Consider the following 26,557-nt stretch of genomic DNA (forward strand, 5'->3'; position numbering starts at 1 on the left):
TTGAAAAAATCAACAGCTTTATTAGTTATTTACAAGCAATCAATAAGTAACTATTTATATGCTGTTTGAGGACTTTGTTAGACTAATAAATTGACTAACAGTTCTTAATAGTAGGTGGTAAAAACTAGTTTTTCCTCTAGCGTAAGTCACATTATTTTGATGAAAAATGTATAATTACTATCTAACTGGGGAGAGATAAGCTGTTAAGCATATAAGAAAGCACATTGAGGCCGCAGAGGGGCAGGGGCAGAGAGCAGGGGAGAGGGTTTACAGCTTTTGTCAGTATGAAAATGATGCAATTTAAATGACGATTAGCTTATCAGGCAAATTGCGATCAAACAGGTGTAGATAAGTATAGTTTATACTTTTTCTGAATAGGAAATCTCCAAATTCAGATTAAAGGTTTGTAGTGATAACTTTAGTTTGCAAAAAGGACTAAAGTCCTTACTACGAACTTAATTCTACTGTTTCTACATTACTTAATATGGTTTGGTGGTTGTAAATTATTCTACTTATTTAAATAATTAAAAGGTTTTTATTGGTTATGAAATATAAATTTTTTCAGTGTTGAACAACAAGAATTATGTTGTATGATATCAATTCACACAAATTTTTAAATATATCCCAACTCAGATATCTTTGTAAAAAACAGATTTCTTAATGAGTGAATTTTGAATTGGTATGACTGATGTAGCATAGTATTTGAGATATTTAGCCTTGGGTGTTTTAGCTAGGTAAATGACTATTAAACTGAAACAGATTCTACGTTGGGTAATTTTGGGGGCTACCTTAGTTTTTGTTGGGAAAGCCTTCCAGAATAACTGGTTGGAGGTGACGGCTATCCGCATTGATGAAGCGGGATGGTCAATTTTAGCGATCGCAACCGGTATTACTCTCTTAGCGCATACTTGGGCTGGTTGGATTTGGACTTGGATTCTCCAGGAATTAAAACAACCCGTACCAGCTACCAAATTTATTCAAGTTTACCTCAAAACTAACATCGCCAAATATTTACCGGGGAATGTGTGGCATCATTATGGGCGAATTGTCGCAGCCAAAAATGCTAATATCTCGGCTGGTGCAGCTACCCTCAGTGTTTTATTAGAACCTCTATTGATGGCGGCGGCGGCTTTAATTTTTGTGGTGTTATTCGGTAATCAATTTGCCGCTAACAACAATACTTTTATTCAACAGTTATTTAAAATATTTAGTTTAATAATTATTCTTGGTGCTGTACATCCCCGATTTTTAAATCCAGTAATTAACTTATTGCATAAATTAAAAGTTAAAAAATCAGACAATAAATCAACTCCCAATGTTGGGATTCGTCGCTATCCCCTACGCCCCTTGTTAGGCGAAATGGCATTTTTAGGACTGCGGGGTTTAGGATTTATCTTAACTCTATTGCGATTATGCCCCTTAAATTTTGGACAAGTTCCTTTATTGTTGGGGGCTTTTAGTTTTGCGTGGCTGTTGGGGTTTATAGTTCCTGGCGCGCCTGGAGGTTTGGGTGTATTTGAAGCTACAGCGATCGCTCTTTTACAACATCGCTTTCCCTCCGGCGCAATTATTAGTGCGATCGCTTTATATCGTCTCATTAGCATCATCGCAGAAGTCGCCGGTGCTGTTTTGGCTTCTCTGGATGAGCGTTCTTGAGGGATTGGGGACTGGGGATTGGGGACTTGTACTGAGCTTGTCGAAGTATTGGGGATTGGAAAAAGCGTTGGACGTAAGGACTGTTAACCCGTGTAATACCAATTCTCTAAAATAAACAAAATTTGGGGGTTTAAGTCCCCAGCTTCTATAAAGCCGCAAGTATTGTAACGGAGTTTTTCTTACAAAGTCAGAGGAACCCCGTTACAACACGTAATTGCGTTAGCGGGGCGGGAGCATCGTTGCGAATTGCGAATTGCGAATTGCGAATTGTTTTAACGCATGGTGACGAATTCTTCGGCGGAACTGGGATGAATCCCGACTGTTGCATCAAAATCAGCTTTTTTCGCTCCCATTTTAACGGCGATCGCTACGCCTTGAATAATTTCAGCAGCGTAATCACCTACCATGTGCGCGCCCAAAACTTGGTCAGTTTCTTGATTGACAACTAACTTCATCATGGTTTTTTCTTCTTTACCTGCTAAGGTGTAGTACATGGGACGGAAACGAGAGCGATAAACTTTGATGCGATCGCTACCATATTTCTCAATGGCTTCTGCTTCTGTTAATCCCACTGTCGCCGCTTCAGGACTCGTAAAAATCGCTGTGGGAATGTTTTCATAACTCATCACACGCGATTTACCACCAAATACAGTATCAGCTAAAGCTCTTCCTTCATTAATTGCTACAGGAGTCAGTTGAAATTTACTAGTACAATCACCGACAGAATAAATATGCTCTTCTGCTGTGCGACTGTATTGATCAACTAAAATCATCCCCGCTTCATCTACTTTTACACCAGTGTTTTCTAAGCCAATATTATCGGTGTTGGGTTTTCTTCCCAACGCCGCTAAACTAATTGCATCGGCTAGGATATTTTCTTCCTCATCGGTTTGAACTTTAACACTGACCCCATTATCTGTCTTTGTAATTTCGACAGTTTTGATATTATTAATAATTCTGATACCGTGGCGGATCATCCCTTCTTGAATTTCTGTCCGCAAATCGTCATCGAATCCACGCAGAATCTTATCTTGGCGAATTACTTGAATGACTTCTGTCCCTAAGCCGTTTAAAATACAAGCGAATTCACAGCCAATATACCCACCACCAAGTATGACTATTCTTTTAGGTTGGGGATTCATATTAAACACATCATCAGAAATCAGTGCGTGTTCAATTCCTGGAACATCAGGACGGACTGGTGTTCCTCCCACCGCAATTAAGATTTTATCGGCGGTGACTTTAGTATCACCAATTTCAATGGTATGACTATCAATAAATTTTGCTCGTCCTTGATATATCTGCACTTTGGAATTATCTAACATTCTTTGATAGATGCCATTGAGTCGCGTTACTTCATTATTGACGCGAGTAATCATCTCTTCCCAATTCAAAGAACTCTGCACAGGACTCCAACCATAACCTTGTGCTTCTTCCATCGCACCAGGAAAGCGAGAAGCATAAACCATTAATTTTTTTGGTACGCAACCACGATTAACGCAAGTACCGCCGAGTCGATCAAACTCTGCAATCCCCACCTTTGCACCATATTCCGCCGCACGGCGCGCAGTTGCAATTCCGCCTGAACCCGCACCAATTACGAATAAATCAAAATCGTAAGTCACGTTGCTTCGCTCCAAATTACAAATAAATTTAAGGCATAACTTAAATTACAGATTAAGAATGAAATAGGCAAAGGAAGTAATCTATAGTCTAGCTTCCCTTGCCTAAAAACCAACAAGCGCAGAATCATGAACAACTAACAAGGGTGAGAGGTGTTAGCGGTAGGGCGGCGTTAAGCCGGTGGTGAGTGCGGAATGATTCTTTTTCTGCTTTCCCTACACCCTTACACCCTTACACCCTTACACCCCTATACCCTTATTAACCGACGAATGCTAAACGAGGTGCAACTTCTTTAGAACGTTCTACACCTTTGAGGTATGCCAAAACTGTATCTGCGTCGGAAACTTCAAAAGGATCTGTAGGACAGTTGTCTTCAAAGCCTGGCTCAATGAACATTTTCTCAATCTGGCCATCGTTGACAACCATTGCATAACGCCAAGAGCGCATTCCAAAGCCGATGTTAGATTTATCTACTAACATTCCCATCTTACGGGTAAATTCGCCACTACCGTCAGGTAACAAGAAGACGTTCTTCGCGCCTTGCTGTTTACCCCATTGGAACATCACAAACGCGTCATTTACTGATAAACAAATAATTTGATCAACACCTAAAGCTTTGAATTCATCATATAGTTCTTCATAACGGGGCAGGTGAGTAGAAGAACAGGTGGGTGTAAAAGCCCCAGGTAAAGCAAATAAGACTACTTTTTTCCCGCCAAAAATTTCTTGAGTTGTGCGGTCTTGCCAACGGTAGGGATTAGGGCCAGCTACGGACTCATCTCTAACACGGGTTTTAAATACAACATCGGGAACGCGAGTAATAGCAGTCATAAATACCTCGTTTTTAGATGGAATAATTAAACTTTCGTCGCAGTCTGATTATTTTTAGTGGTGTGTGTTGTTCACCTGTAAATCAGAATAATTCCAACTTAGGAATTAGTAAATAGTTATAAATACTGATTTTTGATTTTTATTCTTAAAAAATTTAAACTCCTAAAAAAGAAAGGTTATAATAGCGGTCTAGGCTTATTTACCTTGGTCAAGTAAATCCTATGCAGCAGCGAGCAGACGAAATTATCAAGACACTCAAAAGTAAAGGATTGCGAGTCACGCCACAGAGGTTCGCAGTCTATGCCAACCTGCTGGAGAGAACAGACCATCCTACCGTTGAGCAAATTTTGACGGATTTGAACAAAGATGCGCCGACCTCATCACAGGCTACAGTATATGCTGCGCTTCAGGCATTGCGTGAGGTTGGTTTAGTGAGAGAAGTGCTACTAGAAGAGGGTGTTTCCCGTTATGATGCCAATGTTTTACCCCATCATCATTTTCGGTGTACCTGTTGCCGCACCATCGAAGACATTCAATGGAATGCTTTCGGCAATATTGATTTAAGTCAACTGCGTTCAGGACTCAAAGCCGAAAGGTTTGAGGTGATAGTGCAGGGAGTGTGCGATCGCTGTCAATAAGTTGGGCATTGGGCATTGGGCATTGGGCATTGGGTAAAATCTCCCCTACACCCTTCTTTCACTTCCACTGATAAAATCAACATATATCTTGCGAAGGAATCAATCCTATGGAATATTCCATTGCTCTACCCCAGCTGCCAACAGCTGAAGAATTGCCCGATTCTGACGAGACACCTGTGGATAACGAACTGCAAAATCTGATTCCTAACTTACTGTTGGCTATTTTATCGGCGGTGTGGAGCGATGGGCTACGCCCCACCGGAGGTGATCGCCAGGATTGGTTTTTTGGGGTAGATATGGGTATCTACTATCTGCCGACTGCACCCCGAAAATCTATTGTTCCCGATGGGTTTTTGAGCTTGGGTGTGGAACGACGACGACGACAACAACGAGGTAGACTCAGTTACGTTTTATGGGAAGAAAATTGGATTCCGCCCATTTTGGTTGTTGAAGTTGTTTCTCAAACCTATGGTGGCGAATACGACACCAAAATGAGCAAATATCTGGATTTGGGCGTATTGTATTACGTCATTTATAATCCCGACTATTGGCAGCGAGATCATCACGCTCCCTTTGAAGTGTATAAACAAGTTAACGATGAGTTTGTTTTGCAATCGCAAACACAGTTTTGGATACCGGAATTGCAATTAGCAATTGGCGTGGATGTGGGTATCTACGGAGGTTGGGAGAGAGAATGGTTATTTTGGTTTAATCAGGATGGTGAGCGATTCCCCAGTCCCGATGAACGAGTAGAACAAGCCGAACAGCAAGCTCAACAAGCCCAGCAACAAGCTCAACAGGCTCAACAGCAAGCTCAACAGGCTCAACAAGAACTCGAAGACTTACGAAATCGACTCAAACAACGCGGTATCGATCCCGATAGTTTTTAACAGTCATCAGTTATCACGCTTGTGAAACACCACACGCCTGATAACTGATAGCTGATAACCTCTGCTTTAACTTTGCATCACCGCATCTAACAGCACATCTGCCCCAAAACGGACGACATCGGTACAGGGTAGACCGGTTTCGGCTGTGGTTTGGGCGATCGCATCTTTAGCCGCCGCTTCATCTAAATTAACTGTGTTCAAAGCTACACCAACTACAGGTACTTTTGCGAATGCACCCCCAGCACTGGCAACGTTTTCATACAGCTTAATTACCTCTGGTAAAGGCGGGATGGGTACATGAGAGTTATTGCGATTGTGGGTTTGTCCGGCTTTATGTACCAACACTAGCTGCGTCGGTTGAGAACCACGAATTAAAGGCAAGGTAGCAGTTGAACCAGGGTGTAATAAAGAACCTTGTCCTTCTATATATAAAATGTCGTAGTTTTTGCCGTAGCGCATCACCATCTGTTCTACTGCACCAGCCGCAAAGTCTACGCGTACAGCATCCAAGGCGACACCATCCCCTTCTAACATCACACCGGTTTGTCCTGTCGCCAAAAACTTAGAACGCCAACCCCGTAGTTTTGATAACCAATGTAATTCTAAACTAGTGGACATTTTGCCGATAGCCATGTCAGTTCCCACCGTTAGCACCCGCCGACAAGGTAAATTTCTGGCTGCACCACTAGCGATTTCTAAATTAGGGGGTTCTTTACGTACATCCCAAATTAATTGTCCAGGTTTGAGGAGTGCATTTAAATCCGGCATATTGGCTAAGGGTGTATGTAAGCCATTCACCAAAGACATCCCCGATTCTAAAGCTGTTTTGATTTCCGTCCAGTAATCATCAGGTATCCCGCCACCTCCGGGTGCAATCCCCAAAACTAAAATTTGCGGTTGATATTCCAAAGCTGCTGCTACCGATTCCACAATGGGAACATCCCGCTTAATACCTGTGATTTCTCTTAAAGATTTGCCTGCACAGGTTCTATCTATGACTGCGACAATGGGGGCTTCACTGTAGCGTAGGAGTGCTAGCCCAGTTTTACCGATAGATCCTTGAATTCCTTCATGTAATAAAATAGCGACTTTTTGATTAAGCGGCAGACGCACTGTATTTTACCCCCAACCCTGGTAAATCGTTTGGTAATACTCTCCCTTCTTGTACTACTGCACCAGAGAAGGGATCATCAATTAAATTTAAATGACTATCTAAATCTAGGTAATCAGCTAGTGGCGAAAGTTGCGCCGCCGCCGTATTAGATAGGGAACTGTCAGAATAACAGCCAAACATGACCTGTAAACCGTGCGCCTTGGCAGTGTGTACCATCCGCATAGCTTCAGTTAAGCCTCCAGATTTCATCAACTTGATATTAATACCATCAACATAGTTTGCCAAATGCGGAATATTGGAGCTATTAAAGCAGCTTTCATCTACAAAAATTGGTAATGGTGATTTTTCTTTTAGCTTAATTAAATTACTTTCTTCTCCCCGTGGTAACGGCTGTTCTACATATTTAATCCCTAAATCTGCTAGCCAATTACACATCTCAATGGCATTTGCTAGACTCCAACCCCCGTTAGCATCCACAAAAAATTCTAATTCTGGTGCTACTTCTTGCACCGCTAGTAACATTTTCTTATCCGCTTCTATACCCTCTGGAGAACCTAACTTGACTTTAAACAAGCGCACATCCATAAATTGTAACCAATCTCTTGCCCTGGTCTGAGCTGCTGTTGGTGAATCAATGCCGATGGTGACTGAAGTTGGTACGATTGCTTGGCGATTCAGTCCCCAGATTTGCCACAGGGGTAATCCCACAGACTTACCAAACCAGTCATACAATGCCATATCAAGTGCAGCCCTAGCAGCCGAAGGAACTTGATGTTGGATGAAGACTTGCTCAATTTCCTGTCTCTGCAATGGGTGGAATGCCTGCAAAACAGGTGCAATTTGTTCCAAGGAGGTTTTAATAATATCAGTTGATTGTGCATGATTGCCTACACCAAAAGGCGACGCTTCACCCCAACCTACAATCTGATTGTCTCCATCAGAACTGACAATCTTGACCCAAACATTGGTTGTCTTTGCTGTTGTTCCGCGACTAATAGTTAAGGGAAATCGCTTGTTAACAGTAAATAGATTTACTTCTATGTGCATAATGATGCTCAAACTTTGGCAAGAGCAAAAACAGTGTAAGTGCAAATTTTAGCTGATTTGGTGTCACTGTTATACTTTTTTACATTGAGTCTGAATTGCTAAAATATTAAATATTAAGTCGTAAAATCAAGAATTTATGAGTAAATTGCAAAAATGGCAAATAATCAACTCTAAAATGGTGTTAAATCATCCTTGGTGTCAGGTTAGACAAGATGAGATTAAATTACCTAACGGTCAGGTAATAGATGATTATTTTGTGATTATTAAGCCAGATATTGTCTTGGTTCTTCCTATTACTACCAATAGAGAAATTATCTTGGTTCGGCAATATAGACATGGAGTGGAGAATTTTTTCATGGAACTGCCTGCGGGTAGGTTTGATCCTACACAAGAAACCCCAGAAGACGCAGGTTTGAGAGAACTAAAAGAAGAAACAGGTTATGTGGCTGAACAATTGCAAAAAATTACCACACTATACGATAACCCCAGTAAAGACACTAATAAAATTCATCTCTTCTTAGCAGAAAATGTCATTAAAGTTGGGGATCAAAGTTTGGATATTACAGAGGAAATCGAAGTAATGCTGATATCAATAGATGAGGTATTAGAGAAAATTACTCAGGGAGAAATTGCGGTTGCTGGGAGTGTTGCTGCTCTATTTTTAGGACTGAATTTTATGAGTAATAAGGTAAGTAAGCATGATTCAATATAAGTTCTGTTAACCACAAGCAAGTATGAAAGAGGGACTGGGGACTGGGAAAGCAGGGGAAGAATAAATTCGCACGCTGCTAAATGCCGCGCTACTGCTGACAGCACAAACAACCATAATTACTTGAATTTACCAAGAATCATAATTGATTGGTTCAGAACCCATCAGAAAATCAAAATTACCTTCACCTCTGCTTTGTTTAAGTGTTTCTATAATTTTTTGTGGGCTATCGTAGGGGCCACTAACATAGTATGGTTTTCCATCACGACCACATTCAATGCGAATGCTACCATCCCAGTTTCCGAGGTGTGAACGTGATTTTTCAAAGTCTTTGTGTGGTTGAAATCCTAAACTTTGTGCATATTCATAAGCACTAAATATCATCCCTTGAGCAGCTTCGAGGGAAATTTCTTGTGGGTTTTCAGGAAATGGTTGGAATAGTAGTTCTGCAAATTCTTGAAATTCTCTTTTGTCTAATGTACGTGGTGTTGTGGCATCTTTAATCCCTAAGCACCAGACATCTAAAAGATAACTACTAACTGCGATTTGATTGTATCGAGCAGTTCTGGCAATAACAACTAGTCCTAAACCGCGCTCAAGAGACTCATTGTCCTTTGCAGGTACAATTGTAGACGGCAGATTTTTAATGCTATTGTCTGATGAGTCTCTAGGTAATAATTGGACTAAATTATTGCTTGCTAAACACTTGTAAACTGGGTCTAGTTCCCCTTTTGCCAATCTATCTAATGTGGTTTGCTCTGCTTGATTTTTCAGTGCTGCATTAACGTCTGATACTTTAATACCTAGTTTTCGTGCTATCTGTTTGGGTGTTAAATTTAATGCTCGTAAAGCATCAATTTGTTGTTGTATTTCTGTCATAAATCACTACTTTCTATAAAGTTATATATAAAAAAATAAATCAAATAAACATGATTCATTTACTAATTTAAATTCTAAAAATTAATTATATTTTGCTCATAAAACTAAGACAAAAAAACAACTAGTAAAAACATATCTCAATACACTGTCAATAGATAGCAAGCTTAAAACTCTGTAACAATTTTACCCAAATAATTGATGACTGTTTCGCCTAGAAGTTAGCAAAACGCTAATTTGATTTTGTTGTTGTTTAATATAGCTGTTCGTGTTGTTGCCAATGCCAAATTTTGCAGAATATGGGCTGGGGTGTAGCTATAACGTGATCAATAGTCTGAACCCCACCCACTGAAACTTCATGTGATGACAACTACCGCTTTTGAGTAGCGATCGCCAACCTAGCACCCTTAACCAATCGCACCTGATCCATCACAGCAACAACCTTACCATGACCGACCCGTTCATCAGCATTAATCACCACCAAAACATCTGAACTAGAACCGAGTAAACCCCGAATCCGTTCAGCTAAAGAATCAACTAACACAGATTGACGATTCAAACTAACTTCCCCTTTTTCATCAACCGTGATTGTAATCTTAGCGGGGACTTGCTGTTGATTAGAAGTTGCTGCCTTGGGTAAATTCACAGGTAAACCCTCAGAGCGAGTCAAAAACAGCGTAGACATAATAAAAAACGTCAAAATCGCAAAAATTACATCAATCATCGGCACAATATTAATCTGTGCGGGGATATCGGGTTCATCTTGCAGACGCATAGGTTCTTTCTCCTTTCTCATAGCGGCGACGATAGAGCAATTCTAACTGTCCACCATACTCCTGAAACAAAGCCATCTGCCGAGTATAAAGACCCCGAAAAGAATTAGCAAAAAATAGTGTAAAGATAGCAACAATCAAACCCGCAGCCGTTGAAACCAAAGCCTCACTAATCCCCGCAGTTACACCCGCAGTTTTCGTCCCACCGACATCTCCAATATCCAAAGAAGCAAAAGAAGTAATCAAACCTAAAACAGTACCCAGCAATCCTAACAGTGGTGCTAAACCAATAATCGTATCAAAAATATTCTGAAAGCGTTTGAGAATCGGAATCTCCGCCTGCGCCTCACTTTCTAGAGCCAAACGAAACTCCTCTGGCGTTGGTTCCTCCAACTCCAAAGCCGCTAAAAACACCCTGGCTAGAGGTAAATCTGCATTTTGTCGGAGTAGTTCAATCGTACCCACCACATTATCTAAACGATAAAGTTTCAACACCTCTTTGATCACACGACCTTGGCGATTATTCAATTTCAACCAAAAACGTACACGTTCAATAATCAAAGCTACCGCCAAAATCGAAAAACCTAACAGCGGCCACATCACAATCCCACCAGCCGCAAACAAATTCTTAATTCCCATGCCCTACCTCGTGATGCCAAAAACAGAAAAACTACATAGCATCATCAGATAATCAGATGAATTGAGAGTTATTGTCAAGATATTTTCTCAGGATTTGCTAATTATATGCAATTAGCAGAACCACATTTTCTGGGAATAAATCGTTAAAAAAGTCTATAAAACGCTTTTCTGGCTATTGATGACAGTTAATAATCACTTATAATTATCACTTGATATTTATATCTAGGCATCTTACTATGTCTAAGTTAGTAATATTAACTTGCAATAAATTATGACCTTTTCAGGCATAGCTGTTGAGCAGCGTTCCAAGGAAACTCAGGCTCTCCGGTCTTTTCTGGTTTACAGTCTGATTGGTTCTGTATCGTTGCATATTGGTGTCTTAACTTTAGGTCTTGGCAGTTTCTTTACCAGAAATGCTGATTTGGCTAATGAGCCTCTAGAGGTGACAATAGTTGATGCGCCGACTGTCGAAACCGAACCAACCCCACAGGAGACTCCACCAAAACCAGAACCAGAACCAGAAACACCTGTGAGCAATCCTCGTGAAGTGGCGTTAGCTCCGCAAGCTATAGCTCCCGTGGCAATATCTCCTGAGAAATTCCAACCTCAACCAGTACAAAAGTTCTCTGAGCCTGTGAGTAAAGCACCCAAACCACAGCCTGTGACACCATCTCGTGAAGTTGCTACTGCTCAACCTACCAAACCACAGCCAACAGCACCCCAATCTGCCAGTCAAAGCAGTGACAAGTTAAGAACCCTGTTGAGTGGTGTGAGAGATAGTAGAGCTAGTCAACAAAGCAACAGGAACGCCACTTCGGGGACAAGTTCTAATGTGCTGGTGGGTTCTGGTAATGGTACTCCTGTGGGGACTGGTACGGGGACTAATACAGGGACTAATACAGGGACTAATACAGGGACTAATACAGGAACGAATACTGGTACTAGTAACACAACAGGCAATAATACAGTAGCTACAGCCCCAAGACCTGTGAGAGTTGCACCCCCAGCTAATAATACAGGGAATGATTCTCGACGTTCTGGAAATGGTCGGGCGGCTTGTCGTGAGTGTGATACTCGGTATCCAGAGGCGGCGAGAAGAAGAGGGATAGAAGGGAAGGTTGAGGTTGCTGTTGATACTGACGAGAAAGGGAATGTGACTAATGTCAGAATCGTCAACTCTAGTGGGAATCGTGACTTAGACCAAGAAACTCTCAGACAAGCCCGGAACTGGAAATTAAAACCTTCAGAGAGTGGTAGACAAGGGGTATCTATTGCTACCGAGTATGCAATTACAGGTTCTCGACGTTATCGGGAGTTGCAAGAACGTAAACGACAAAGACAAGCACAGGCTAGACAACGTTCTACTGCTGCTAGTGCCAATAATTCAGATGATACTGCAAGCGATCGCCAGAGTACAAGGGCTGCCAATAATACTGAAACTCGCTCTCGACGCAGACGTTTATCTCCCAGTAGCCCTGCGTCTGAAACTGCATCTACCAATAATACTAGAACGTCTGAAAGCCAAAGAACTGTTAGGCGTGCTTTACTCAGGGTACGCCGTGATGTTACACCTTCTTCTCCATCTGCACCTACTGCTAATAGAAGACGGCGACGACTTCCCCAACAGGAGGCTAATTCTTCTAGTGCTAGTCGCTTACGTAGTGCTTTGCGTCGTTCTCGTCAGTCGGCTCCTGCTCAACCTGCTTCAGAGACTCCCGCCCCTACTGAGAATAACAATTAGTAATTTTGTGGATAGAAAATTATGGTTTTCGCAACCTGAATTATCTATTTCCTCTCTACCATCAAAAGCATGACAAGAGCAACTACAGCATCACCTAGAAACTGGAAAATACCGCAAGTATCACCATTAGCAGGTCTGATTTTGGGGATAATGATCCTGCTAATTTGCTTAGTTTATAGTGTCACTTTAGGGGCCGCAGAAATACCTTTAAATAAAATTATCGAATCTTTCATCATCTTTGATGGTTCTTATGAACATTTAGTGATTCAGACGGTGAGATTACCGCGATCGCTCGCCGCCCTACTGGTAGGATCATCCTTAGCAGTGGCTGGTGCATTAATGCAAGGCTTGACACGTAACCCCCTAGCAGATCCAGGTATTTTAGGTATTGAATCAGGAGCCGCGTTAGCTGTAGTTACCACAGTTTTTATGTTTGGTAGCTCCTCTTTGAATGTGTTAACGATGGTAGCCTTTGTGGGTGCTGGGGTGACAGCGATGTTAGTCTACCTCCTTGGCTCTCTGGGAAAGGGAGGCGCAACACCGTTAAATCTCACCGTTGCAGGCGCAGCGTTAACGGCTCTAATTTCTGCCCTCACAACTGCTATTTTGATTGTCAGTCAACGCACCCTAGAAGAAATCAGATTTTGGTTAGCGGGTTCTTTGGCTGGAAGGGATTTTGACATCTTGTTATCAGCCTTACCTTTTGTCGTCATTGGCTTAGTAGTCGCCTTGTTTTTGGGTAGACAAATTACAACCATGAGTCTGGGTGAGGATGTGGCTAAAGGCTTGGGTCAAGATACCATTTGGGTAAAAATTACAACTGGTGTCAGCGTAGTTTTACTTGCGGGAAGTTCCGTGGCTCTTGCCGGGCCAATTGGCTTTATTGGCTTAGTTGTTCCTCATATGGTGAGATTTTTTATCAAAGCTGATTACCGTTGGATTTTACCCTACTCCGCAGTAGTGGGAGCAAGTTTGCTGTTAATTGCAGATGTGGCAGCGCGTGTTTTACTCAAACCCCAGGAATTACCAGTGGGAGTCATGACAGCCTTGGTTGGCGCACCCTTTTTTGTCTACTTGGCTAAATCGAAGGTGAAAAAATGAAATTGGACTGGCTTGTATTCCGTTCTGAGTCTATATCTTGGCGAATTGACCGCCGTGTGCCACCAATGCTGCTATGTTTGGCAGTGGCTATTGTGGTGGCGATGGTGATGAATTTAGGACGGGGTGAATATCCGATTTCTCCCTTAGATATCGTCAAAACTGTCTTGGGTATAGATACAGGCAACCCAGATCATGGGTTTGTGATTTATAACCTACGCCTACCTCGTACCCTAGTGGCTGTCATGGTAGGAATGGCACTGGCGGTTGCTGGGACTATCTTTCAAGGCATCACACGCAACCCATTAGCTGACCCTGGCATTATTGGTATAAATGCGGGAGCAAGTCTAGCAGCAGTTGCAGTCATTGTCCTATTGCCATCTGCACCCATTTATATTTTGCCCTTATCAGCCTTTGTTGGTGCTTTATTAATGGCTGGGTTAATTTATTCCTTAGCTTGGAATAATGGTAGTTCTCCGGTTTTATTTATTTTAATGGGCGTAGGGTTGTCGGCGATCGCCAGCGCATTCACCAGTTTATTAATTACCTTTGGCGATATTTATAGCGTCAGCGATGCCCTAGTGTGGTTAGCTGGTAGTGTTTACGGACGCACCTGGGAACAAGTCTTTTCCTTCTTACCGTGGTTAATCGTTTTTGTCCCGATGGCGTTGATACTAGCTAGACAGTTGAACGCCTTAAATTTGGGGGATGATGTCGCCCAAGGTTTAGGTACTCGCGTGGAATGGCAACGGGGTTTACTGGTGCTAGTGGGTGTCGCCTTAGCCGGTGCAGCAGTCGCCACCGCAGGCATGATTGGTTTTGTAGGATTAATTGCACCCCATATTGGCAGACAGTTAGTAGGTACAAATCATCAAGGATTAATCCCTACCTCTGCATTGTTGGGAGGAATGTTAGTTGTCATCGCAGATTTCTTTGGCAGAACCATGTTTGCACCTATCGAAATTCCTTGTGGAGTGGTGACAGCTGCTATTGGCGCGCCTTATTTTCTCTATTTGTTAATTCGTAATCGGAAAAAATAGTCATTAGTCATTAGTCATTAGTCATTAGTCAATAGTTAAAATGGGAACAAATATGAAAGGATTGTCAACGAAAGGTTTATCTTTAGCTTATGATGGTGCGCCAATTATTCGTGACTTGAATTTGGTAATTCCTCATGGTCAAGTTAGTGCTTTAGTGGGTGCAAATGGTTGTGGTAAATCAACTCTATTACGAGGTTTAGCTAGGTTGCTTAAACCCTATGTTGGGACGGTTTATTTAGATGGACAATCTATTTTTAATCTTTCTACTAAAGAAGTAGCACAACAATTAGGAATTTTACCTCAAAGTCCGGTTGCACCAGAAGGATTAACAGTCAGAGATTTAGTAGCACAAGGACGTTATCCTTACCAAAATTGGTTGCAGCAGTGGTCACAAAAAGATGAAAGAATTGTCCAACAGGCTTTAGAGATTACAGATTTGTTGACATTGGCAGATAGAGCCTTGGATACTTTATCAGGTGGACAAAGACAACGTGCTTGGATAGCAATGGCACTGGCACAAGATACAGATATATTACTGTTAGATGAACCAACTACTTTTCTAGATTTGGCACATCAAATAGAGGTTTTAGATTTGTTATACGAATTGAACCAGAATCAACAAAGAACTATTGTCATGGTGCTGCATGATTTAAATCAGGCTTGTCGTTATGCAGATTATTTAGTTGCAGTTAAACAAGGCAGAATTTTTACGGCTGGAGAACCAAACCAGGTAATGACTGAGGAAATGGTCAAAGAAGTTTTTGGTTTAGAATGTCGTATTGTTGCTGATCCAGTTGTAGGAACACCAATGTGTGTACCAATAGGACGCAAGGGAGAAAGGCAATTACAAGCAAATTCTTCTCATTCGTAGGAAGATTTAAATATTAGGAATCTGCGATGATAATGACAGTTAAGCCCTAATTCATGTTGTTAATATTTATCTAATAGCTTGATTGGTTTTAAGATAGCGATCGCAGTCATCATGCACTTTTCATAACGACAGTATCACTCATCACTTTATTAAAAGTATTTGTCATCATACTCTATTAGATGAGGTGATATTACTAACCAAGTCTTTACTATGACCCTGACCTTAAAACAGCAAGAATGGGAAGAAATGTGGAATACAACATCCCAAAATGTTACATCTAACTCAGATGTGCAATCATTTGAGTATTTATTCCAATTTCCTCAGCAATTTGGTCAAGGTGGAAGAAAAGATATTGAGGTGCATCCAGAAATTTGCTTATCAATTTTTGATTATGAGTTGCATGAAAATGTCGTGGTACAACTACCAGAGTGGGAACACCCTTTACAATTTAGTGTGAGTCTCTCTGGCACAGTAATCGATGAATATGGCGGGAAGTTGGGAGGAGGGTATACTTGCATTTCTGGGGCTGGAATACAACGTCAGATGTTAGTCAAAAGTTCTAAATCTCGACATATGGGGATAAATATTCATATGTCCCCTGATGTGCTACGAACTTTTTTCCCCCATTGTGATGGTGAAATGCTTCCCCAGTTGCGTTTGCTAGCTAATGGTGATGACTGGCAATCCTTAATTTATCCAGAAATTACGACTGCTATAGAACAAGTAGTCAAGCAAATGATGTTCTGTCCCTACCAGGGAACGACAAAACAGATATATTTGCAAGGAAAAGTCATAGAACTTATGGCTTTGCAGTTAGCTCCTATTTTAAACAACCAAGCAGAACTAGCACCATCACCACAGCTTAAACCCACAACTGTTAACCGCATTCATCAGGCTAGGGAAATTCTGCACTTTCGTTTGGAAAATCCACCATCATTAGTGGAATTAGCCGAAATTGTCGGTATTAGTGACAGAACTTTGCGCTATGGGTTTAAGGCTTTATTTGGTACGACTGTATTTAGTTATCTGACGCAGAAGCGTTTGGAGCGTGCCGAGGAACTTCTGCGAAATGGTGGGGTGACTGTAGCGGAAGTGGCGAATTTATTAGGTTATTCTCATTTAGGACATTTTGCGGCGGCTTTTAAACGCAAGTTTGGGATTACACCTAGTGAGTGTTTGTTAGGTAAAAAATCTATTTCTCCTTACTAATGCCGTTTTGGGATATTAACGCCATTTTTGGATAGACGCGATCGCACCAATTTCTCTAAACTACCTCTAGATACAACTGAGAACTTTACGCAATAATTTCATTTACTGGTGTGGAGAGGGGCGTGACTAATTTGACATTTCTACCAAATGTGCGTTTTTGGTTAGGTATTACTTTATTAGGATATTTTATTAATTGTGCTATCGCCCAAACGGCTGTGGCTGAGGTGAAAGGGGAAAATCCAGAAATCACGGAACTAGGGGAGTTTCAAGCCCCAGTTACTAGTATTGATGGTTTGTTGTCTCAATCACCAACACCAACTAATTCTCCTGCAACTACAGCAGCTATTATCATCACGGGTGTAAAAGCAAATCCCACAGACAAAGGTGTCGAGGTAATTTTAGAGACTACCCAGGGAGACAAACTGCAAATCACAAATCGGAGTGAGGGTAATAACTTTATTGCAGATATTCCCAATGCTCAGTTGCGTTTATCTTCGGGAGAGGCTTTTACATTTCGTTCGGAAAAACCGCTTGCTGGGATTACGGAAATCACCGTAACAAATATTGACGCTAATAATATACGAGTCCTGGTAGTGGGTGAGAACACTTTGCCCACAGTTGAATTATTTGATGGGGATGAAGGGCTGATTTTTGCAGTAGCATCTACAACAACGACAACCCAACAACCCCCAGAACAGCCAACAACTGAAACACCACCAGCAGAACCAACAGCGCAGCAAGATGAGCCAATTGAGTTGGTAGTGACGGGAGAGCAAGATAGATATCGTATCCCCAATGCTTCGACTACAACGCGGACAGATACACCCTTGCGAGATATTCCCCAATCAATTCAGATTATTCCTCAAGAAGTGTTGCGGGATCAACGCGCCGATATATCTAGTGCGCTGCTAAACGCTCCCAGTGTGCGTAACGCCGCACCTTCTAATTTTGACTCGTTGCGATTGCAAGTACGGGGATTTTTTAGCCAACCTACGCTGAATGGCATTAAAGAGACTAACGGTTTAGCCTCTAACGTGGGGCCTGATTTGACAGGAATTGAAAACATCGAAATTCTGCTAGGGCCAAACTCAGTTTTACTGGGTTCAACATCTCCAGGTGGAACAGTCAACTTTGTCACCAAACAACCTTTACGAGATCCTTACTACTTTGTTGAAGCAACTGTGGGTAGTTTTGATTTTTATCGTGGTGAGGTGGATTTATCGGGGCCGCTAGATGATGAGAAAAAAGCCCTATATAGGTTAAACGCATCTTACAGAGATCAAGGATTTTTTACTGATCTGAGCCAAACTAGACATCTAGTAATTGCGCCAGTTTTGAGTCTAGAACTGAGCAAAAATACAAATTTGACCATTGAAGGAGTTTATAAGAATCTAGAGCAAGATAACAATAACTTGGGCTTACCTGCAATTGGCACTATCTTTTCTAATCCTAATGGCGAAATACCCCGTAACCGCATTACCAATGAAGGTGAACTTGATGTCACAACTGCCAGGATTGGATATAGACTAGAGCATAAATTTAATGAAAATTGGTCATTAAATAATTCTTTTCGGTATGGCTACGTTAACTATGATGGTACTGGTATTAACGTTGGGACAAGGCTTTTAGCCGATAATCGTACCCTACTGAGAACAGCTAACGATTCTAGCGATCGCTATCGTGACTATAGACTAACAGCAAATGTGATTGGTAAGTTTGCCACAGGTGGAATCCAGCATCAATTACTCTTTGGTATTGATTTAGGAAGGCTGAACAATAGCTTAAAGTTTACGGGTAGATCAGCCGCACCCATTGACTTATTTAATCCCATCTACGGTCAACCAGTGGGAGCAATCACATTTGAGCTTGATACTAACACCGTCACTGATGAACTTGGTATTATCATACAAGACCAGGTAACAATTACCGATAACTTAAAATTACTCATCAGTGGTAGATTTGACACCTTCACCCAAAATAACAAAGATTTTCTCGCCGCTACAGAAACAAGTCAATCAGGTAGTGCTTTTAGTCCCCGCATAGGTATTGTATATCAGCCAATTCCACCTATTTCCCTGTATGCTAACTATAGCCGTTCCTTTGAACCTGCTCTTGGTCAAGCCTTTGATGGGAGTGACTTTGAGCCGACAAGGGGGACGCAGTACGAAGTTGGGGTAAAAGCAGATTTGCATAGTCGGCTTTCCACAACACTAGCTTTTTATGACATTACCCAGTCCAATATTTTAACTGACGACCCAGATAATCCAGGCTTTTCCATTCAAACCGGAGAGCAGCGCAGTCAAGGTATTGAACTGAGTCTTGCAGGTGAAATTTTACCAGGATGGAATGTCTTTGCTAGTTATGCCTATAACGATGCTCGTGTCACCGAAGATAATAGCATTCCCGTCGGCAACCGCGTGCAACGGACAACTCCCCATGCTGCTAGCTTATGGACAACCTACGAAATTCAACGCGGCAATTTACAGGGTTTAGGCTTTGGTTTAGGATTGTTTTATGTAGGCGATCGCGCTGGAGATGCTGGAAATACATTTGAAGTACCTAGTTATTTAACAACTAATGCGGCTATCTTCTACAAACAAGATAGATTCCGTGCGGCGATTAATATCAGAAACCTCTTCGACGTAGACTATTTTGAAAATGCGTTCAATCGCTTGCGCGTCTCTCCTGGTGAACCATTTACAGTCCAAGGAACTGTTTCTTGGACGTTTTGACAATTGCATAATTTCCTAACTCACACTGGAGGATAAAAGCTAGCAGGATTTACTTACACATCTTCAATTTTTCCCAATAAAGCTTTCTCTTAGTTCAGAGGTTGTAGGGGCGGGTTTACAGATATGCTCAATCATTTACCACTATCTCGGTTAACCCGCCCCTACTGCTTGTGAGAAATGCGGGGTACCAATCCTGTTTTATCAAGCACAAATCTATGAAAATAATTTTACATCGCTTTGTTGTCCTATTCTTATTAAGTATTTTGATATTTACTGCTATTTGGGCTAGTAGTAAAAGTTTTACCTATGAAGCGACAAACTCACTATCTTTACAACAAAACGCAAAATGTCGAGTGGTGCAACACGTCCAAGGAGAAACTTGTATTCCCCTCAAACCCCAACGAATTGTCAGCTTAGATTTTAATAGTTTTGCTGCACTTTTAGCCTTAGACACCAAACCTATAGCCACTTGGATTACAACGGAAATAGAAGATAACTTTCCTTACTTTCAAGGAAAAGCAGAGGGAGTAGAAATTTTACATAGTTCCAGTGGTCAAATTAATTTAGAAAAACTTGTATTACTTAATCCCGATTTAATTATTGTGATTTCCCATCCAGGATTTGCAGGGATTTATAAATATGCTGCACAAATTGCACCTACAGTAGTTCTACCTTGGGTCGAAACTAGAGGGGACTGGAAACAACACATTCAAGATACTGCCAGAATTTTAAACAAAACAGCAACAGGTATTCAACTCATAAATTACTATCACCAACGTGTTAACCAATTAAAGCTAGCAATTGTTAATAACCAACAAAAGAATAGCATATCATTTGCTTATGTCGCTGCCGGACAATTAGTCATAACTCGTCAAAAATCTTTTGCGGGTGAAATTCTAAATGATATTGGTATATTAAACCCTTTATTTGCCGAATCTGGTGATTATGATTTACCTCTTTCGGAAGAACTCTTACCCAAGATTGATAGCAATATCCTGTTTATTGCACCACTACGCAAAGATGACTACTCTGTGATCAAAAAACTTCAGCAAAAACCTTTATGGAATAAACTCAAAGCTGTGCAGCAAAATCAAGTTTACGTAGTAGATTTTTCCGTTTGGCGGGGATTGAATATGCTTGCAGCTTATGCAATGCTCGATGACCTTGATAAATACATAGTTAACATGACTGAAAATTATGCAAAAATATAATTTATTTGTCTGTAAATCTTGTCACCGTTCCTCCCAAGAACGACCAGAAAATCCCCCTTTTGATGGTGATATTTTACTTGAAAAACTAAACGATTTATGTAGTAAAGAATCGTTACTTCATGAAATAGAAATTAAACCCGTTGAATGTTTGTGGGCTTGTAATCACGGCTGTGTTGTAGCTGCTTCCCACCCAGACAAACCCACCTATCTTTTCGTCAATTTGACTCCAGAAGAAAGCGCAGCCTCATTACTAGAATTTATGCAATTGTATATCAAGAGTCGCAAAGGTAACGTAGCTTGGAAAAAATTACCTGAAGTGTTACAAGCTGCTATTTTCGCGCAAATTCCACCTGGGGAAAGTTAGCGGCGATTGTATTTTTTCAGCATTATCCCTCTTCTGTCACTCTCCGAAAACTTTTGCCATTTCTGAATTCTAGAGCTTTTGTATAACAGGCGTTTGCGCGATTATTTTCTAATAATAAATACAAGACAACTTTTTTCTAATAGAATAGCTTGTATTGATTGCCTCATAGGGCTTCTAGCGATTGCCCTCCCGGAAAGTGACATAAGAGGGTTATCCTGACTCAACTTTAGCGATTAAACCAAGCCTCTAGATCAGCCATTCCCTGAAAATCTAACAGTGCTTCGCCAAGATTTTCTAATTGTTCTAAGGACAAAGATTCAACACGCGATCGCACCTCTGGAGATAATTCTCCCACACGACGAGTTAATTGACGCAGAACCAGCGATTTTTCTCCTTCTTCTCGTCCTGCTTCTCGCCCTTCTTCCCGTCCTTCTTCCTTAATTTCACGGTAAACTCTTGTTTCTTTGAGTGTAATCCCTAACATCTCTTCAACCTCCCGTTGACTTTTATCTTCAAACTTGTAGACCATGATAGTTGTCAATAGCTCTATTATGGCGCGATTTTGGAGTTGAGGTATTTCTTGTTGACTCCTGGCTAGCAAATACCTTGCTTCCTGTGGTGCTTGCTCATCATCAAGGGTAGTTAACACCATTAACGCCACCCATATAGGTAAAGAGCGAATATCCCCCAACGCATCTAAATATATACGATGCACTTGGTCGCCATTGAGGTGATTTCTATGGGGATAAATATCACTTTGCTCGATACTACGGGAAGGGTAAATGATCACAACTTGCCAATCACTAAATCTATTACGTTGACGATAGAAATATAATGATGATTCTGCAAATACCCTTTCGTAAAGCTGTTCATCCCTTTGAAATTGCACTTCACAAAAATACACTATCCCTGGTCTTTCCTCCTCTGGTGGTAAAAAGACCCCATCAATTTCAAACTTCGGTTCTTTGACTGCTACTGAATCAAACCGATATGCCTCAGCATTTGTGGGAGGATGGGTTAACAATTCAAATAACAGAGTTGGTGATTGTTGAAATAGCTTGTAAAAAATTGAGTCACGCCGCATGAAGCATTCTAGTTAAATTCTATTAAATATCTAACCATACTTACCTTGACATTATGATTTCATGACTGCTCAACTTATCCCTAAACCCAGATTACTCTTAAGTATGTGACATTCTTAACTAAGTCAGCGATCGCCAAAGTCTTTTTAGCATTATCCGCGTTCAACTTCATGGTAGAATTATTGCTATTAATTATCATTAGTGTAGGCAATTCCTGACTTTGAACACAACTCTGAGGAGGGATTTGGTAGCCGTACTCATGCAGGTTTCCCCGGATAACCATTCACGGTTATGGGTTTGATGTCGGTGAATTTTTAGGATGAGGGTAATTGTGCGATTATTGCTGTTAAGTTGTTTAATTTTAGTCTCAGTTTTAGGTTGTCATCGCCAACCGTCTGACATTTCATCTTCCCACATCACACCCAGAGGTGATTGTCAAACAGTGCGACATCTGGGGGGAGAAACGCAGATTTGTGGAAAACCACAACGGATTGTGGTTCTTAATCCCAAGATGTTAGATATTGTACTTTCCTTAGATGTGCAACCGATTGGCTACGCGGAAATATTTAGCAATCGTCGCGGGGATTTTGATCAGCCTAGCCAGCAGATTCCCTATTTAGGCGATCGCATCACTCACCCAATTGCAAACCTGGGAATGAGCAGCAAACCATCCCTAGAAGGTATCATCAAACTCAAGCCAGATTTAATTTTAGGAGATATTCGGACAAATCAGCAACAATATGGTCAATTATCGCAAATTGCGCCCACACTGCTGTTTGATTATGTTGGTGGTAAGAAATGGCAAGATTCTTTACAGGCGATCGCTCAAGTATTAGGACGCACTGATCAAGCCAAAAAAATCATAGCAGCCCATCTCCAACAAATAGCAACAACCCGTCAAGCATTAGCACCTGTTGTCAAAGCCTATCCAAAAGTCCTGATGGTGTCCTCGGAACAACTCAACTCATCAATCAATCTGGTGACTCCTCTAGACTTTTGTGGGGCTTTATTAGAGGATATTGGATTTAAACTGGCTACTGTTTCTACCACTACACCAACAAATATTACTCAACCGATTTCGGTAGAAATATTACCCCAACTTGATGCCGATTTAATCATTGTCCAAGGACATAACATTGTTGAGTTAAGCAACATAAAAAATACAACTAGTTTTACCAAAATTCAATTGCAATCTGTGCAGAAATCTTGGCAAACAAACACTATTGCTCAGTCATTAAGTGCGAGTAGAAACAACCGAGTCTATTTTATTCCTACTTATATTTGTTTAGGTTTACCTTCACCCAGTGGTACACAGATTACTCTTCAATCTTTACAAGAGCAACTATTACCCTTGGCGAAAACAGCGAGTCAAAATTAAGATTTTTCAGACTCCAAATTACATCAGTAGTTCAATATTTAGGATGTACAGATTTTTTTAAAACATTAAATACGAGTCATATATAGGACTGATATTTGATTTCTGAAAAAAACTCCGTACACTTTTGTTCCTTCTTACCTGTTCCCTGTTCTTTGTTCCCTATTCCCTTACTACGCAAATGATTTCAGGAATCAAAGCGGATTCCTGTAGTTAGCTTTCAAGCGCTTCTAACCAAGCGTGTAAATCAGCCATACTCGTAAAATCAAGCAAAGCCTCACCCAGATTTTCCAATTGTTCCAACGCCAGGGATTCAACGCGCTGACGTACTTCCTGTGGTAATTCTCCTACTCTACGGGATAATTGACGCAAAACAAGGGATTTTTCACCTTGTTCTCGCCCTCGTTGTTCTCCTTCCTGTATTCCCTTTTCCCTAATTTCCTGATAAACCCGTGTTTCTTGGAGTGTAATTCCCAACATCTGCTCTACCTCCCTTTGGCTTTTACCTTCAAACTTGTAGACCATGATTGTCACCAGTAACTCTATTATGGCGCGATTTTCTGGTTGAGAATTTTCCTGCTGACTCCTTGTTAATAAATACCTGGCTTCTTCAGTAGTACGTTCTTCTTCCAAAGTAGTCAACACCATCAACCCAACCCATACAGGTAAGGAGCGAATATCTCCCAACTCATTTAAATATATCCGATTTACCTGGGGGCTATTCAGTTGACTGAGATAAGGATTAATATCAGTTTGTTCTAAACTACGAGACGGGTAAATTATCACGATTTGTAAATTACTAAACCTGTCACGGTTGCGGTAAAAGTACAGATAAGATTCTGCAAATACTCTTTCGTAGAGTCTTTCGTCTTTTTGAAACTGCACCTCACAGAAATAAACTACACCCGGATTTTGACTTTGTGGTGGTAGAAATACCCCATCAATTTCAAACTTTGGTTCTTTAACAGCCACCGAATCAAATATATATTCATCCGCATTACTTGGTGGATTTGTCAATAACGCAAATAAATTATAAATTGCCATTTTGGGATAAGTTTTTGCCGTTTCTGGATAGAAAAAATATTAAAAGATAGTAGAATATATATTTTGGTTAATTACATTTGTAATGATTAATTAAAAAAAATAAATTCCTAAAGTTTCTCTTCAGATAATGACACCTAAATTTCATCAAGTATCAAATCAACTCTCTCCCTTGCAACGACTACTGCGATATGGACAAAAATATCGTGGGCAAATTTATCAAGCCTCTACCTATTCTGTAATTAATACCATTCTAGATATAGCACCACCTTGGTTAGTGGGTATTGCGGTAGATATATTAGTGCAACAACAAAATTCTGTTATTGCTAAACTTGGGATTAAAGAAGTAGTATGGCAATTTGCTGTCCTTTCATTAATTACCATCATTATTTGGGTTTTTGAATCACTTTCTCAGTATGCTTATGACCGACTTTGGCGCAATGTCGCGCAAAATATCCAACATAATTTACGTTTAGATGCTTACAATCACTTACAACAATTAGAATCAGCTTATTTTGAAGACAGTAGCACAGGTGGTTTGATGTCGATTCTCAGTGATGATATCAACCAACTTGAAGATTTTTTAAATGGGGGAGCAAATGAAGTTATTCAAGTCACAACTGCTTTGATAATTTTGATGGTTGGTGCGTTTTTCATCTTACCAGTTAATATTACTCTGGCAGCAATGTTACCAATGCCCTTTATTCTTTGGGGTTCATTGGTATATCAAAAGCGTCTCGAACCTCGTTATGCTGATGTTAGAGAAAAAGTTGGTTTTCTCAACTCCAGGTTGGCTAATAATATTAGTGGAATTACCACAATTAAAAGTTTCACAGCAGAAAATTATGAAAATGCCAGATTAGCTGAGGAAAGTGAAGCTTATAGAAAAAGTAATACCAAGGCAATTAAACTTTCTGCCGCTTTTGTCCCCTTAATTAGAATGTTAGTTTTAGCAGGGTTTACGGCTTTATTATTTTTGGGAGGAATGGCAGCTTATTCACAAAAAATATCTATAGGTAATTACAGTGTTTTACTGGTGCTGGTGCAGAGATTACTGTGGCCATTGGTATTTTTAGGAGAAACTTTTGACCACTATCAAAGAGCAATGGCTTCTACTAGGCGCGTGATGGATTTATTAGATACTCCTATCCAAATTACTGCGGGAGATGTGCCTTTAGCGGTGGAACAGGTGCGCGGTGAAGTTGATTTTAAAAATGTGACTTTTGCCTATCGCAACAGTACCGCTATCATTAAAGATTTATCATTGCATATTCCTGCGGGACAAACTATTGCCATTGTTGGTTCGACTGGTTCAGGTAAAAGCACTTTAGTAAAATTATTATTGCGTTTTTATGATGTTTCTAGTGGTGAAATTACGATTGATGGCATTGATATTCAAAAATTGGATTTGTATGATTTGCGTCGTAGTATTGGCTTAGTTAGTCAAGATGTATTTTTATTTCATGGTACGGTAGCAGAAAATATTGCCTACGGTACGTTTGATGCTCAGGATGCAGCCATTATTAATGCGGCAAAAGTAGCAGAGGCACATGATTTTATTATGCGACTTCCCCAAGGTTATGAAACGATAGTTGGGGAACGAGGACAAAAGTTATCTGGGGGACAACGTCAACGTATTGCTATAGCTAGAGCCGTTTTGAAAAATCCACCGATTTTGATTTTAGATGAAGCGACATCTGCGGTAGATAATGAAACGGAGGCAGCAATCCAACGTTCTTTAGAAAAGATTACCGTAAATCGGACTACGATCGCGATCGCTCACCGTCTTTCCACCATTCGTCACAGTCATTGCATATATGTCATGGAACATGGCCAAATTGTCGAGCAGGGTACACACGCAGATTTAATCGCCTTAGATGGAATTTACACCAGTTTGTGGCGTGTACAGTCTGGGCTTTAACAGTCCACAGCGTTGGATAAAATCCCGCTTGCTCCTACACCACAGCAATGGGTGGAAAGCGTTTGTGCATAACCAC

At 40.8% G+C, this 26,557-nt stretch carries 23 protein-coding genes; 14 read left to right on the top strand and 9 right to left on the bottom strand.

The genetic code is table 11. The annotated features are described in order from the left end of the window. The first annotated feature begins 738 nt into the window (after positions 1 to 738). A complete protein-coding gene (locus tag CV014_RS01745; protein ID WP_236140442.1) occupies positions 739 to 1,656 on the top strand; it encodes a lysylphosphatidylglycerol synthase transmembrane domain-containing protein in 918 nt (305 codons plus the stop codon). Positions 1,657 to 1,928: 272 nt separating this feature from the next. Here the strand turns inward: CV014_RS01745 and gorA are convergent, their stop codons facing one another. Together gorA and CV014_RS01755 are read right to left on the bottom strand one after the other, a co-directional pair. Beyond that, on the bottom strand, positions 1,929 to 3,281 hold the full coding sequence (gorA, locus tag CV014_RS01750) for a glutathione-disulfide reductase (RefSeq protein WP_236140443.1): 1,353 nt from the start codon (positions 3,279 to 3,281) through the stop codon (positions 1,929 to 1,931). Positions 3,282 to 3,537: 256 nt separating this feature from the next. Beyond that, positions 3,538 to 4,110, bottom strand: coding sequence for a peroxiredoxin (locus CV014_RS01755; RefSeq protein ID WP_236140444.1), 573 nt, complete (start codon positions 4,108 to 4,110; stop codon positions 3,538 to 3,540). A 221-nt stretch (positions 4,111 to 4,331) separates the two neighbouring features. Between CV014_RS01755 and CV014_RS01760 the strand changes: the two genes are divergently transcribed. Together CV014_RS01760 and CV014_RS01765 are read left to right on the top strand one after the other, a co-directional pair. Further along, entirely contained in the window at positions 4,332 to 4,748 is a 417-nt protein-coding gene (locus CV014_RS01760) for a Fur family transcriptional regulator (protein WP_236140445.1), read from the top strand. A gap of 107 nt (positions 4,749 to 4,855) precedes the next feature. Then, the gene (locus tag CV014_RS01765) at positions 4,856 to 5,638 is read left to right on the top strand and encodes a Uma2 family endonuclease (RefSeq protein WP_236140446.1); all 783 of its coding nucleotides are present in this window, start codon (positions 4,856 to 4,858) and stop codon (positions 5,636 to 5,638) included. A gap of 66 nt (positions 5,639 to 5,704) precedes the next feature. Here the strand turns inward: CV014_RS01765 and CV014_RS01770 are convergent, their stop codons facing one another. Together CV014_RS01770 and CV014_RS01775 are read right to left on the bottom strand one after the other, a co-directional pair. Further along, positions 5,705 to 6,751 carry a DUF1611 domain-containing protein gene (locus tag CV014_RS01770; protein WP_236140447.1) on the bottom strand — a complete coding sequence of 349 codons (1,047 nt, stop codon included), beginning with the start codon at positions 6,749 to 6,751 and terminating at the stop codon, positions 5,705 to 5,707. Beyond that, positions 6,735 to 7,799, bottom strand: a complete 1,065-nt coding sequence (locus CV014_RS01775) for a dipeptide epimerase (RefSeq protein WP_236140448.1) — start codon at positions 7,797 to 7,799, stop codon at positions 6,735 to 6,737. Before CV014_RS01775 ends, CV014_RS01770 begins: the two co-directional genes overlap by 17 nt. Before the next feature lie 136 nt (positions 7,800 to 7,935). Here CV014_RS01775 and CV014_RS01780 point away from each other — a divergent pair, with 136 nt between their 5' ends. Beyond that, positions 7,936 to 8,511, top strand: coding sequence for an NUDIX hydrolase (locus CV014_RS01780; RefSeq protein WP_236140449.1), 576 nt, complete (start codon positions 7,936 to 7,938; stop codon positions 8,509 to 8,511). A 126-nt stretch (positions 8,512 to 8,637) separates the two neighbouring features. Here CV014_RS01780 and CV014_RS01785 read toward each other — a convergent pair whose 3' ends face one another. From CV014_RS01785 to CV014_RS01795, 3 genes are all read right to left on the bottom strand, one after another. After that, the gene (locus CV014_RS01785) at positions 8,638 to 9,387 is read right to left on the bottom strand and encodes a helix-turn-helix domain-containing protein (protein WP_236140450.1); all 750 of its coding nucleotides are present in this window, start codon (positions 9,385 to 9,387) and stop codon (positions 8,638 to 8,640) included. 367 nt (positions 9,388 to 9,754) lie between these two features. Next, positions 9,755 to 10,159, bottom strand: a complete 405-nt coding sequence (locus CV014_RS01790) for an ExbD/TolR family protein (protein ID WP_236140451.1) — start codon at positions 10,157 to 10,159, stop codon at positions 9,755 to 9,757. Beyond that, positions 10,143 to 10,796 carry a MotA/TolQ/ExbB proton channel family protein gene (locus CV014_RS01795; protein ID WP_236140452.1) on the bottom strand — a complete coding sequence of 218 codons (654 nt, stop codon included), beginning with the start codon at positions 10,794 to 10,796 and terminating at the stop codon, positions 10,143 to 10,145. Before CV014_RS01795 ends, CV014_RS01790 begins: the two co-directional genes overlap by 17 nt. A gap of 271 nt (positions 10,797 to 11,067) precedes the next feature. On the opposite strand from CV014_RS01795, the gene CV014_RS01800 reads away from it, so the two are divergent. The 8 genes from CV014_RS01800 (at position 11,068) to CV014_RS01835 (ending at position 21,062) form a co-directional block, all read left to right on the top strand. After that, positions 11,068 to 12,537 (top strand): energy transducer TonB, encoded by a 1,470-nt coding sequence (locus tag CV014_RS01800; protein ID WP_236140453.1) that lies wholly within the window; start codon positions 11,068 to 11,070, stop codon positions 12,535 to 12,537. 69 nt (positions 12,538 to 12,606) lie between these two features. Continuing rightward, on the top strand, positions 12,607 to 13,638 hold the full coding sequence (locus CV014_RS01805) for a FecCD family ABC transporter permease (RefSeq protein ID WP_236140454.1): 1,032 nt from the start codon (positions 12,607 to 12,609) through the stop codon (positions 13,636 to 13,638). Then, positions 13,635 to 14,675 (top strand): FecCD family ABC transporter permease, encoded by a 1,041-nt coding sequence (locus CV014_RS01810; RefSeq protein WP_236140455.1) that lies wholly within the window; start codon positions 13,635 to 13,637, stop codon positions 14,673 to 14,675. Before CV014_RS01805 ends, CV014_RS01810 begins: the two co-directional genes overlap by 4 nt. 52 nt (positions 14,676 to 14,727) lie before the next feature. Beyond that, positions 14,728 to 15,546, top strand: coding sequence for an ABC transporter ATP-binding protein (locus CV014_RS01815; protein WP_236140456.1), 819 nt, complete (start codon positions 14,728 to 14,730; stop codon positions 15,544 to 15,546). Between the two features lie 210 nt (positions 15,547 to 15,756). Next, positions 15,757 to 16,755, top strand: coding sequence for a helix-turn-helix transcriptional regulator (locus CV014_RS01820; RefSeq protein ID WP_236140457.1), 999 nt, complete (start codon positions 15,757 to 15,759; stop codon positions 16,753 to 16,755). Between the two features lie 122 nt (positions 16,756 to 16,877). Beyond that, complete coding sequence (locus tag CV014_RS01825; protein ID WP_236140458.1) at positions 16,878 to 19,487, top strand: TonB-dependent siderophore receptor; 2,610 nt, start codon at positions 16,878 to 16,880, stop codon at positions 19,485 to 19,487. Positions 19,488 to 19,702: 215 nt separating this feature from the next. Further along, complete coding sequence (locus CV014_RS01830; RefSeq protein ID WP_236140459.1) at positions 19,703 to 20,698, top strand: iron-siderophore ABC transporter substrate-binding protein; 996 nt, start codon at positions 19,703 to 19,705, stop codon at positions 20,696 to 20,698. After that, positions 20,685 to 21,062 (top strand): DUF1636 domain-containing protein, encoded by a 378-nt coding sequence (locus CV014_RS01835; RefSeq protein ID WP_236140460.1) that lies wholly within the window; start codon positions 20,685 to 20,687, stop codon positions 21,060 to 21,062. Before CV014_RS01830 ends, CV014_RS01835 begins: the two co-directional genes overlap by 14 nt. 226 nt (positions 21,063 to 21,288) lie before the next feature. Here the strand turns inward: CV014_RS01835 and CV014_RS01840 are convergent, their stop codons facing one another. Next, positions 21,289 to 22,146 (bottom strand): Rpn family recombination-promoting nuclease/putative transposase, encoded by an 858-nt coding sequence (locus tag CV014_RS01840; protein WP_236140461.1) that lies wholly within the window; start codon positions 22,144 to 22,146, stop codon positions 21,289 to 21,291. 329 nt (positions 22,147 to 22,475) lie between these two features. Between CV014_RS01840 and CV014_RS01845 the strand changes: the two genes are divergently transcribed. Continuing rightward, on the top strand, positions 22,476 to 23,522 hold the full coding sequence (locus CV014_RS01845) for an iron-siderophore ABC transporter substrate-binding protein (RefSeq protein ID WP_236140462.1): 1,047 nt from the start codon (positions 22,476 to 22,478) through the stop codon (positions 23,520 to 23,522). A gap of 210 nt (positions 23,523 to 23,732) precedes the next feature. Here CV014_RS01845 and CV014_RS01850 read toward each other — a convergent pair whose 3' ends face one another. Continuing rightward, positions 23,733 to 24,563, bottom strand: a complete 831-nt coding sequence (locus tag CV014_RS01850) for an Rpn family recombination-promoting nuclease/putative transposase (protein ID WP_236140463.1) — start codon at positions 24,561 to 24,563, stop codon at positions 23,733 to 23,735. A 127-nt stretch (positions 24,564 to 24,690) separates the two neighbouring features. Between CV014_RS01850 and CV014_RS01855 the strand changes: the two genes are divergently transcribed. Then, positions 24,691 to 26,481: an ABC transporter ATP-binding protein gene (locus CV014_RS01855; protein ID WP_236140464.1), complete on the top strand. Its 1,791-nt coding sequence runs from the start codon at positions 24,691 to 24,693 to the stop codon at positions 26,479 to 26,481. The last annotated feature ends 76 nt before the right edge of the window (positions 26,482 to 26,557 follow it).

The sequence above is a fragment of the Nostoc sp. CMAA1605 genome, from assembly GCF_021596505.1.
Taxonomy (GTDB): domain Bacteria; phylum Cyanobacteriota; class Cyanobacteriia; order Cyanobacteriales; family Nostocaceae; genus Trichormus.

Excerpts from the sequence above, each read along its gene's own strand:
- CV014_RS01790 (WP_236140451.1), bottom strand. The coding sequence starts at position 10,159 with ATGCGTCTGCAAGATGAACCCGATATCCCCGCACAGATTAATATTGTG.
- CV014_RS01805 (WP_236140454.1), top strand. The coding sequence starts at position 12,607 with ATGACAAGAGCAACTACAGCATCACCTAGAAACTGGAAAATACCGCAA.
- CV014_RS01835 (WP_236140460.1), top strand. The coding sequence starts at position 20,685 with ATGCAAAAATATAATTTATTTGTCTGTAAATCTTGTCACCGTTCCTCC.
- CV014_RS01775 (WP_236140448.1), bottom strand. The coding sequence starts at position 7,799 with ATGCACATAGAAGTAAATCTATTTACTGTTAACAAGCGATTTCCCTTA.
- CV014_RS01800 (WP_236140453.1), top strand. The coding sequence starts at position 11,068 with ATGACCTTTTCAGGCATAGCTGTTGAGCAGCGTTCCAAGGAAACTCAG.
- CV014_RS01810 (WP_236140455.1), top strand. The coding sequence starts at position 13,635 with ATGAAATTGGACTGGCTTGTATTCCGTTCTGAGTCTATATCTTGGCGA.
- CV014_RS01755 (WP_236140444.1), bottom strand. The coding sequence starts at position 4,110 with ATGACTGCTATTACTCGCGTTCCCGATGTTGTATTTAAAACCCGTGTT.
- CV014_RS01840 (WP_236140461.1), bottom strand. The coding sequence starts at position 22,146 with ATGCGGCGTGACTCAATTTTTTACAAGCTATTTCAACAATCACCAACT.
- CV014_RS01745 (WP_236140442.1), top strand. The coding sequence starts at position 739 with ATGACTATTAAACTGAAACAGATTCTACGTTGGGTAATTTTGGGGGCT.
- CV014_RS01850 (WP_236140463.1), bottom strand. The coding sequence starts at position 24,563 with ATGGCAATTTATAATTTATTTGCGTTATTGACAAATCCACCAAGTAAT.
- CV014_RS01795 (WP_236140452.1), bottom strand. The coding sequence starts at position 10,796 with ATGGGAATTAAGAATTTGTTTGCGGCTGGTGGGATTGTGATGTGGCCG.
- CV014_RS01780 (WP_236140449.1), top strand. The coding sequence starts at position 7,936 with ATGAGTAAATTGCAAAAATGGCAAATAATCAACTCTAAAATGGTGTTA.
- CV014_RS01785 (WP_236140450.1), bottom strand. The coding sequence starts at position 9,387 with ATGACAGAAATACAACAACAAATTGATGCTTTACGAGCATTAAATTTA.
- CV014_RS01760 (WP_236140445.1), top strand. The coding sequence starts at position 4,332 with ATGCAGCAGCGAGCAGACGAAATTATCAAGACACTCAAAAGTAAAGGA.
- CV014_RS01855 (WP_236140464.1), top strand. The coding sequence starts at position 24,691 with ATGACACCTAAATTTCATCAAGTATCAAATCAACTCTCTCCCTTGCAA.
- CV014_RS01830 (WP_236140459.1), top strand. The coding sequence starts at position 19,703 with ATGAAAATAATTTTACATCGCTTTGTTGTCCTATTCTTATTAAGTATT.
- CV014_RS01820 (WP_236140457.1), top strand. The coding sequence starts at position 15,757 with ATGACCCTGACCTTAAAACAGCAAGAATGGGAAGAAATGTGGAATACA.
- CV014_RS01765 (WP_236140446.1), top strand. The coding sequence starts at position 4,856 with ATGGAATATTCCATTGCTCTACCCCAGCTGCCAACAGCTGAAGAATTG.
- CV014_RS01815 (WP_236140456.1), top strand. The coding sequence starts at position 14,728 with ATGAAAGGATTGTCAACGAAAGGTTTATCTTTAGCTTATGATGGTGCG.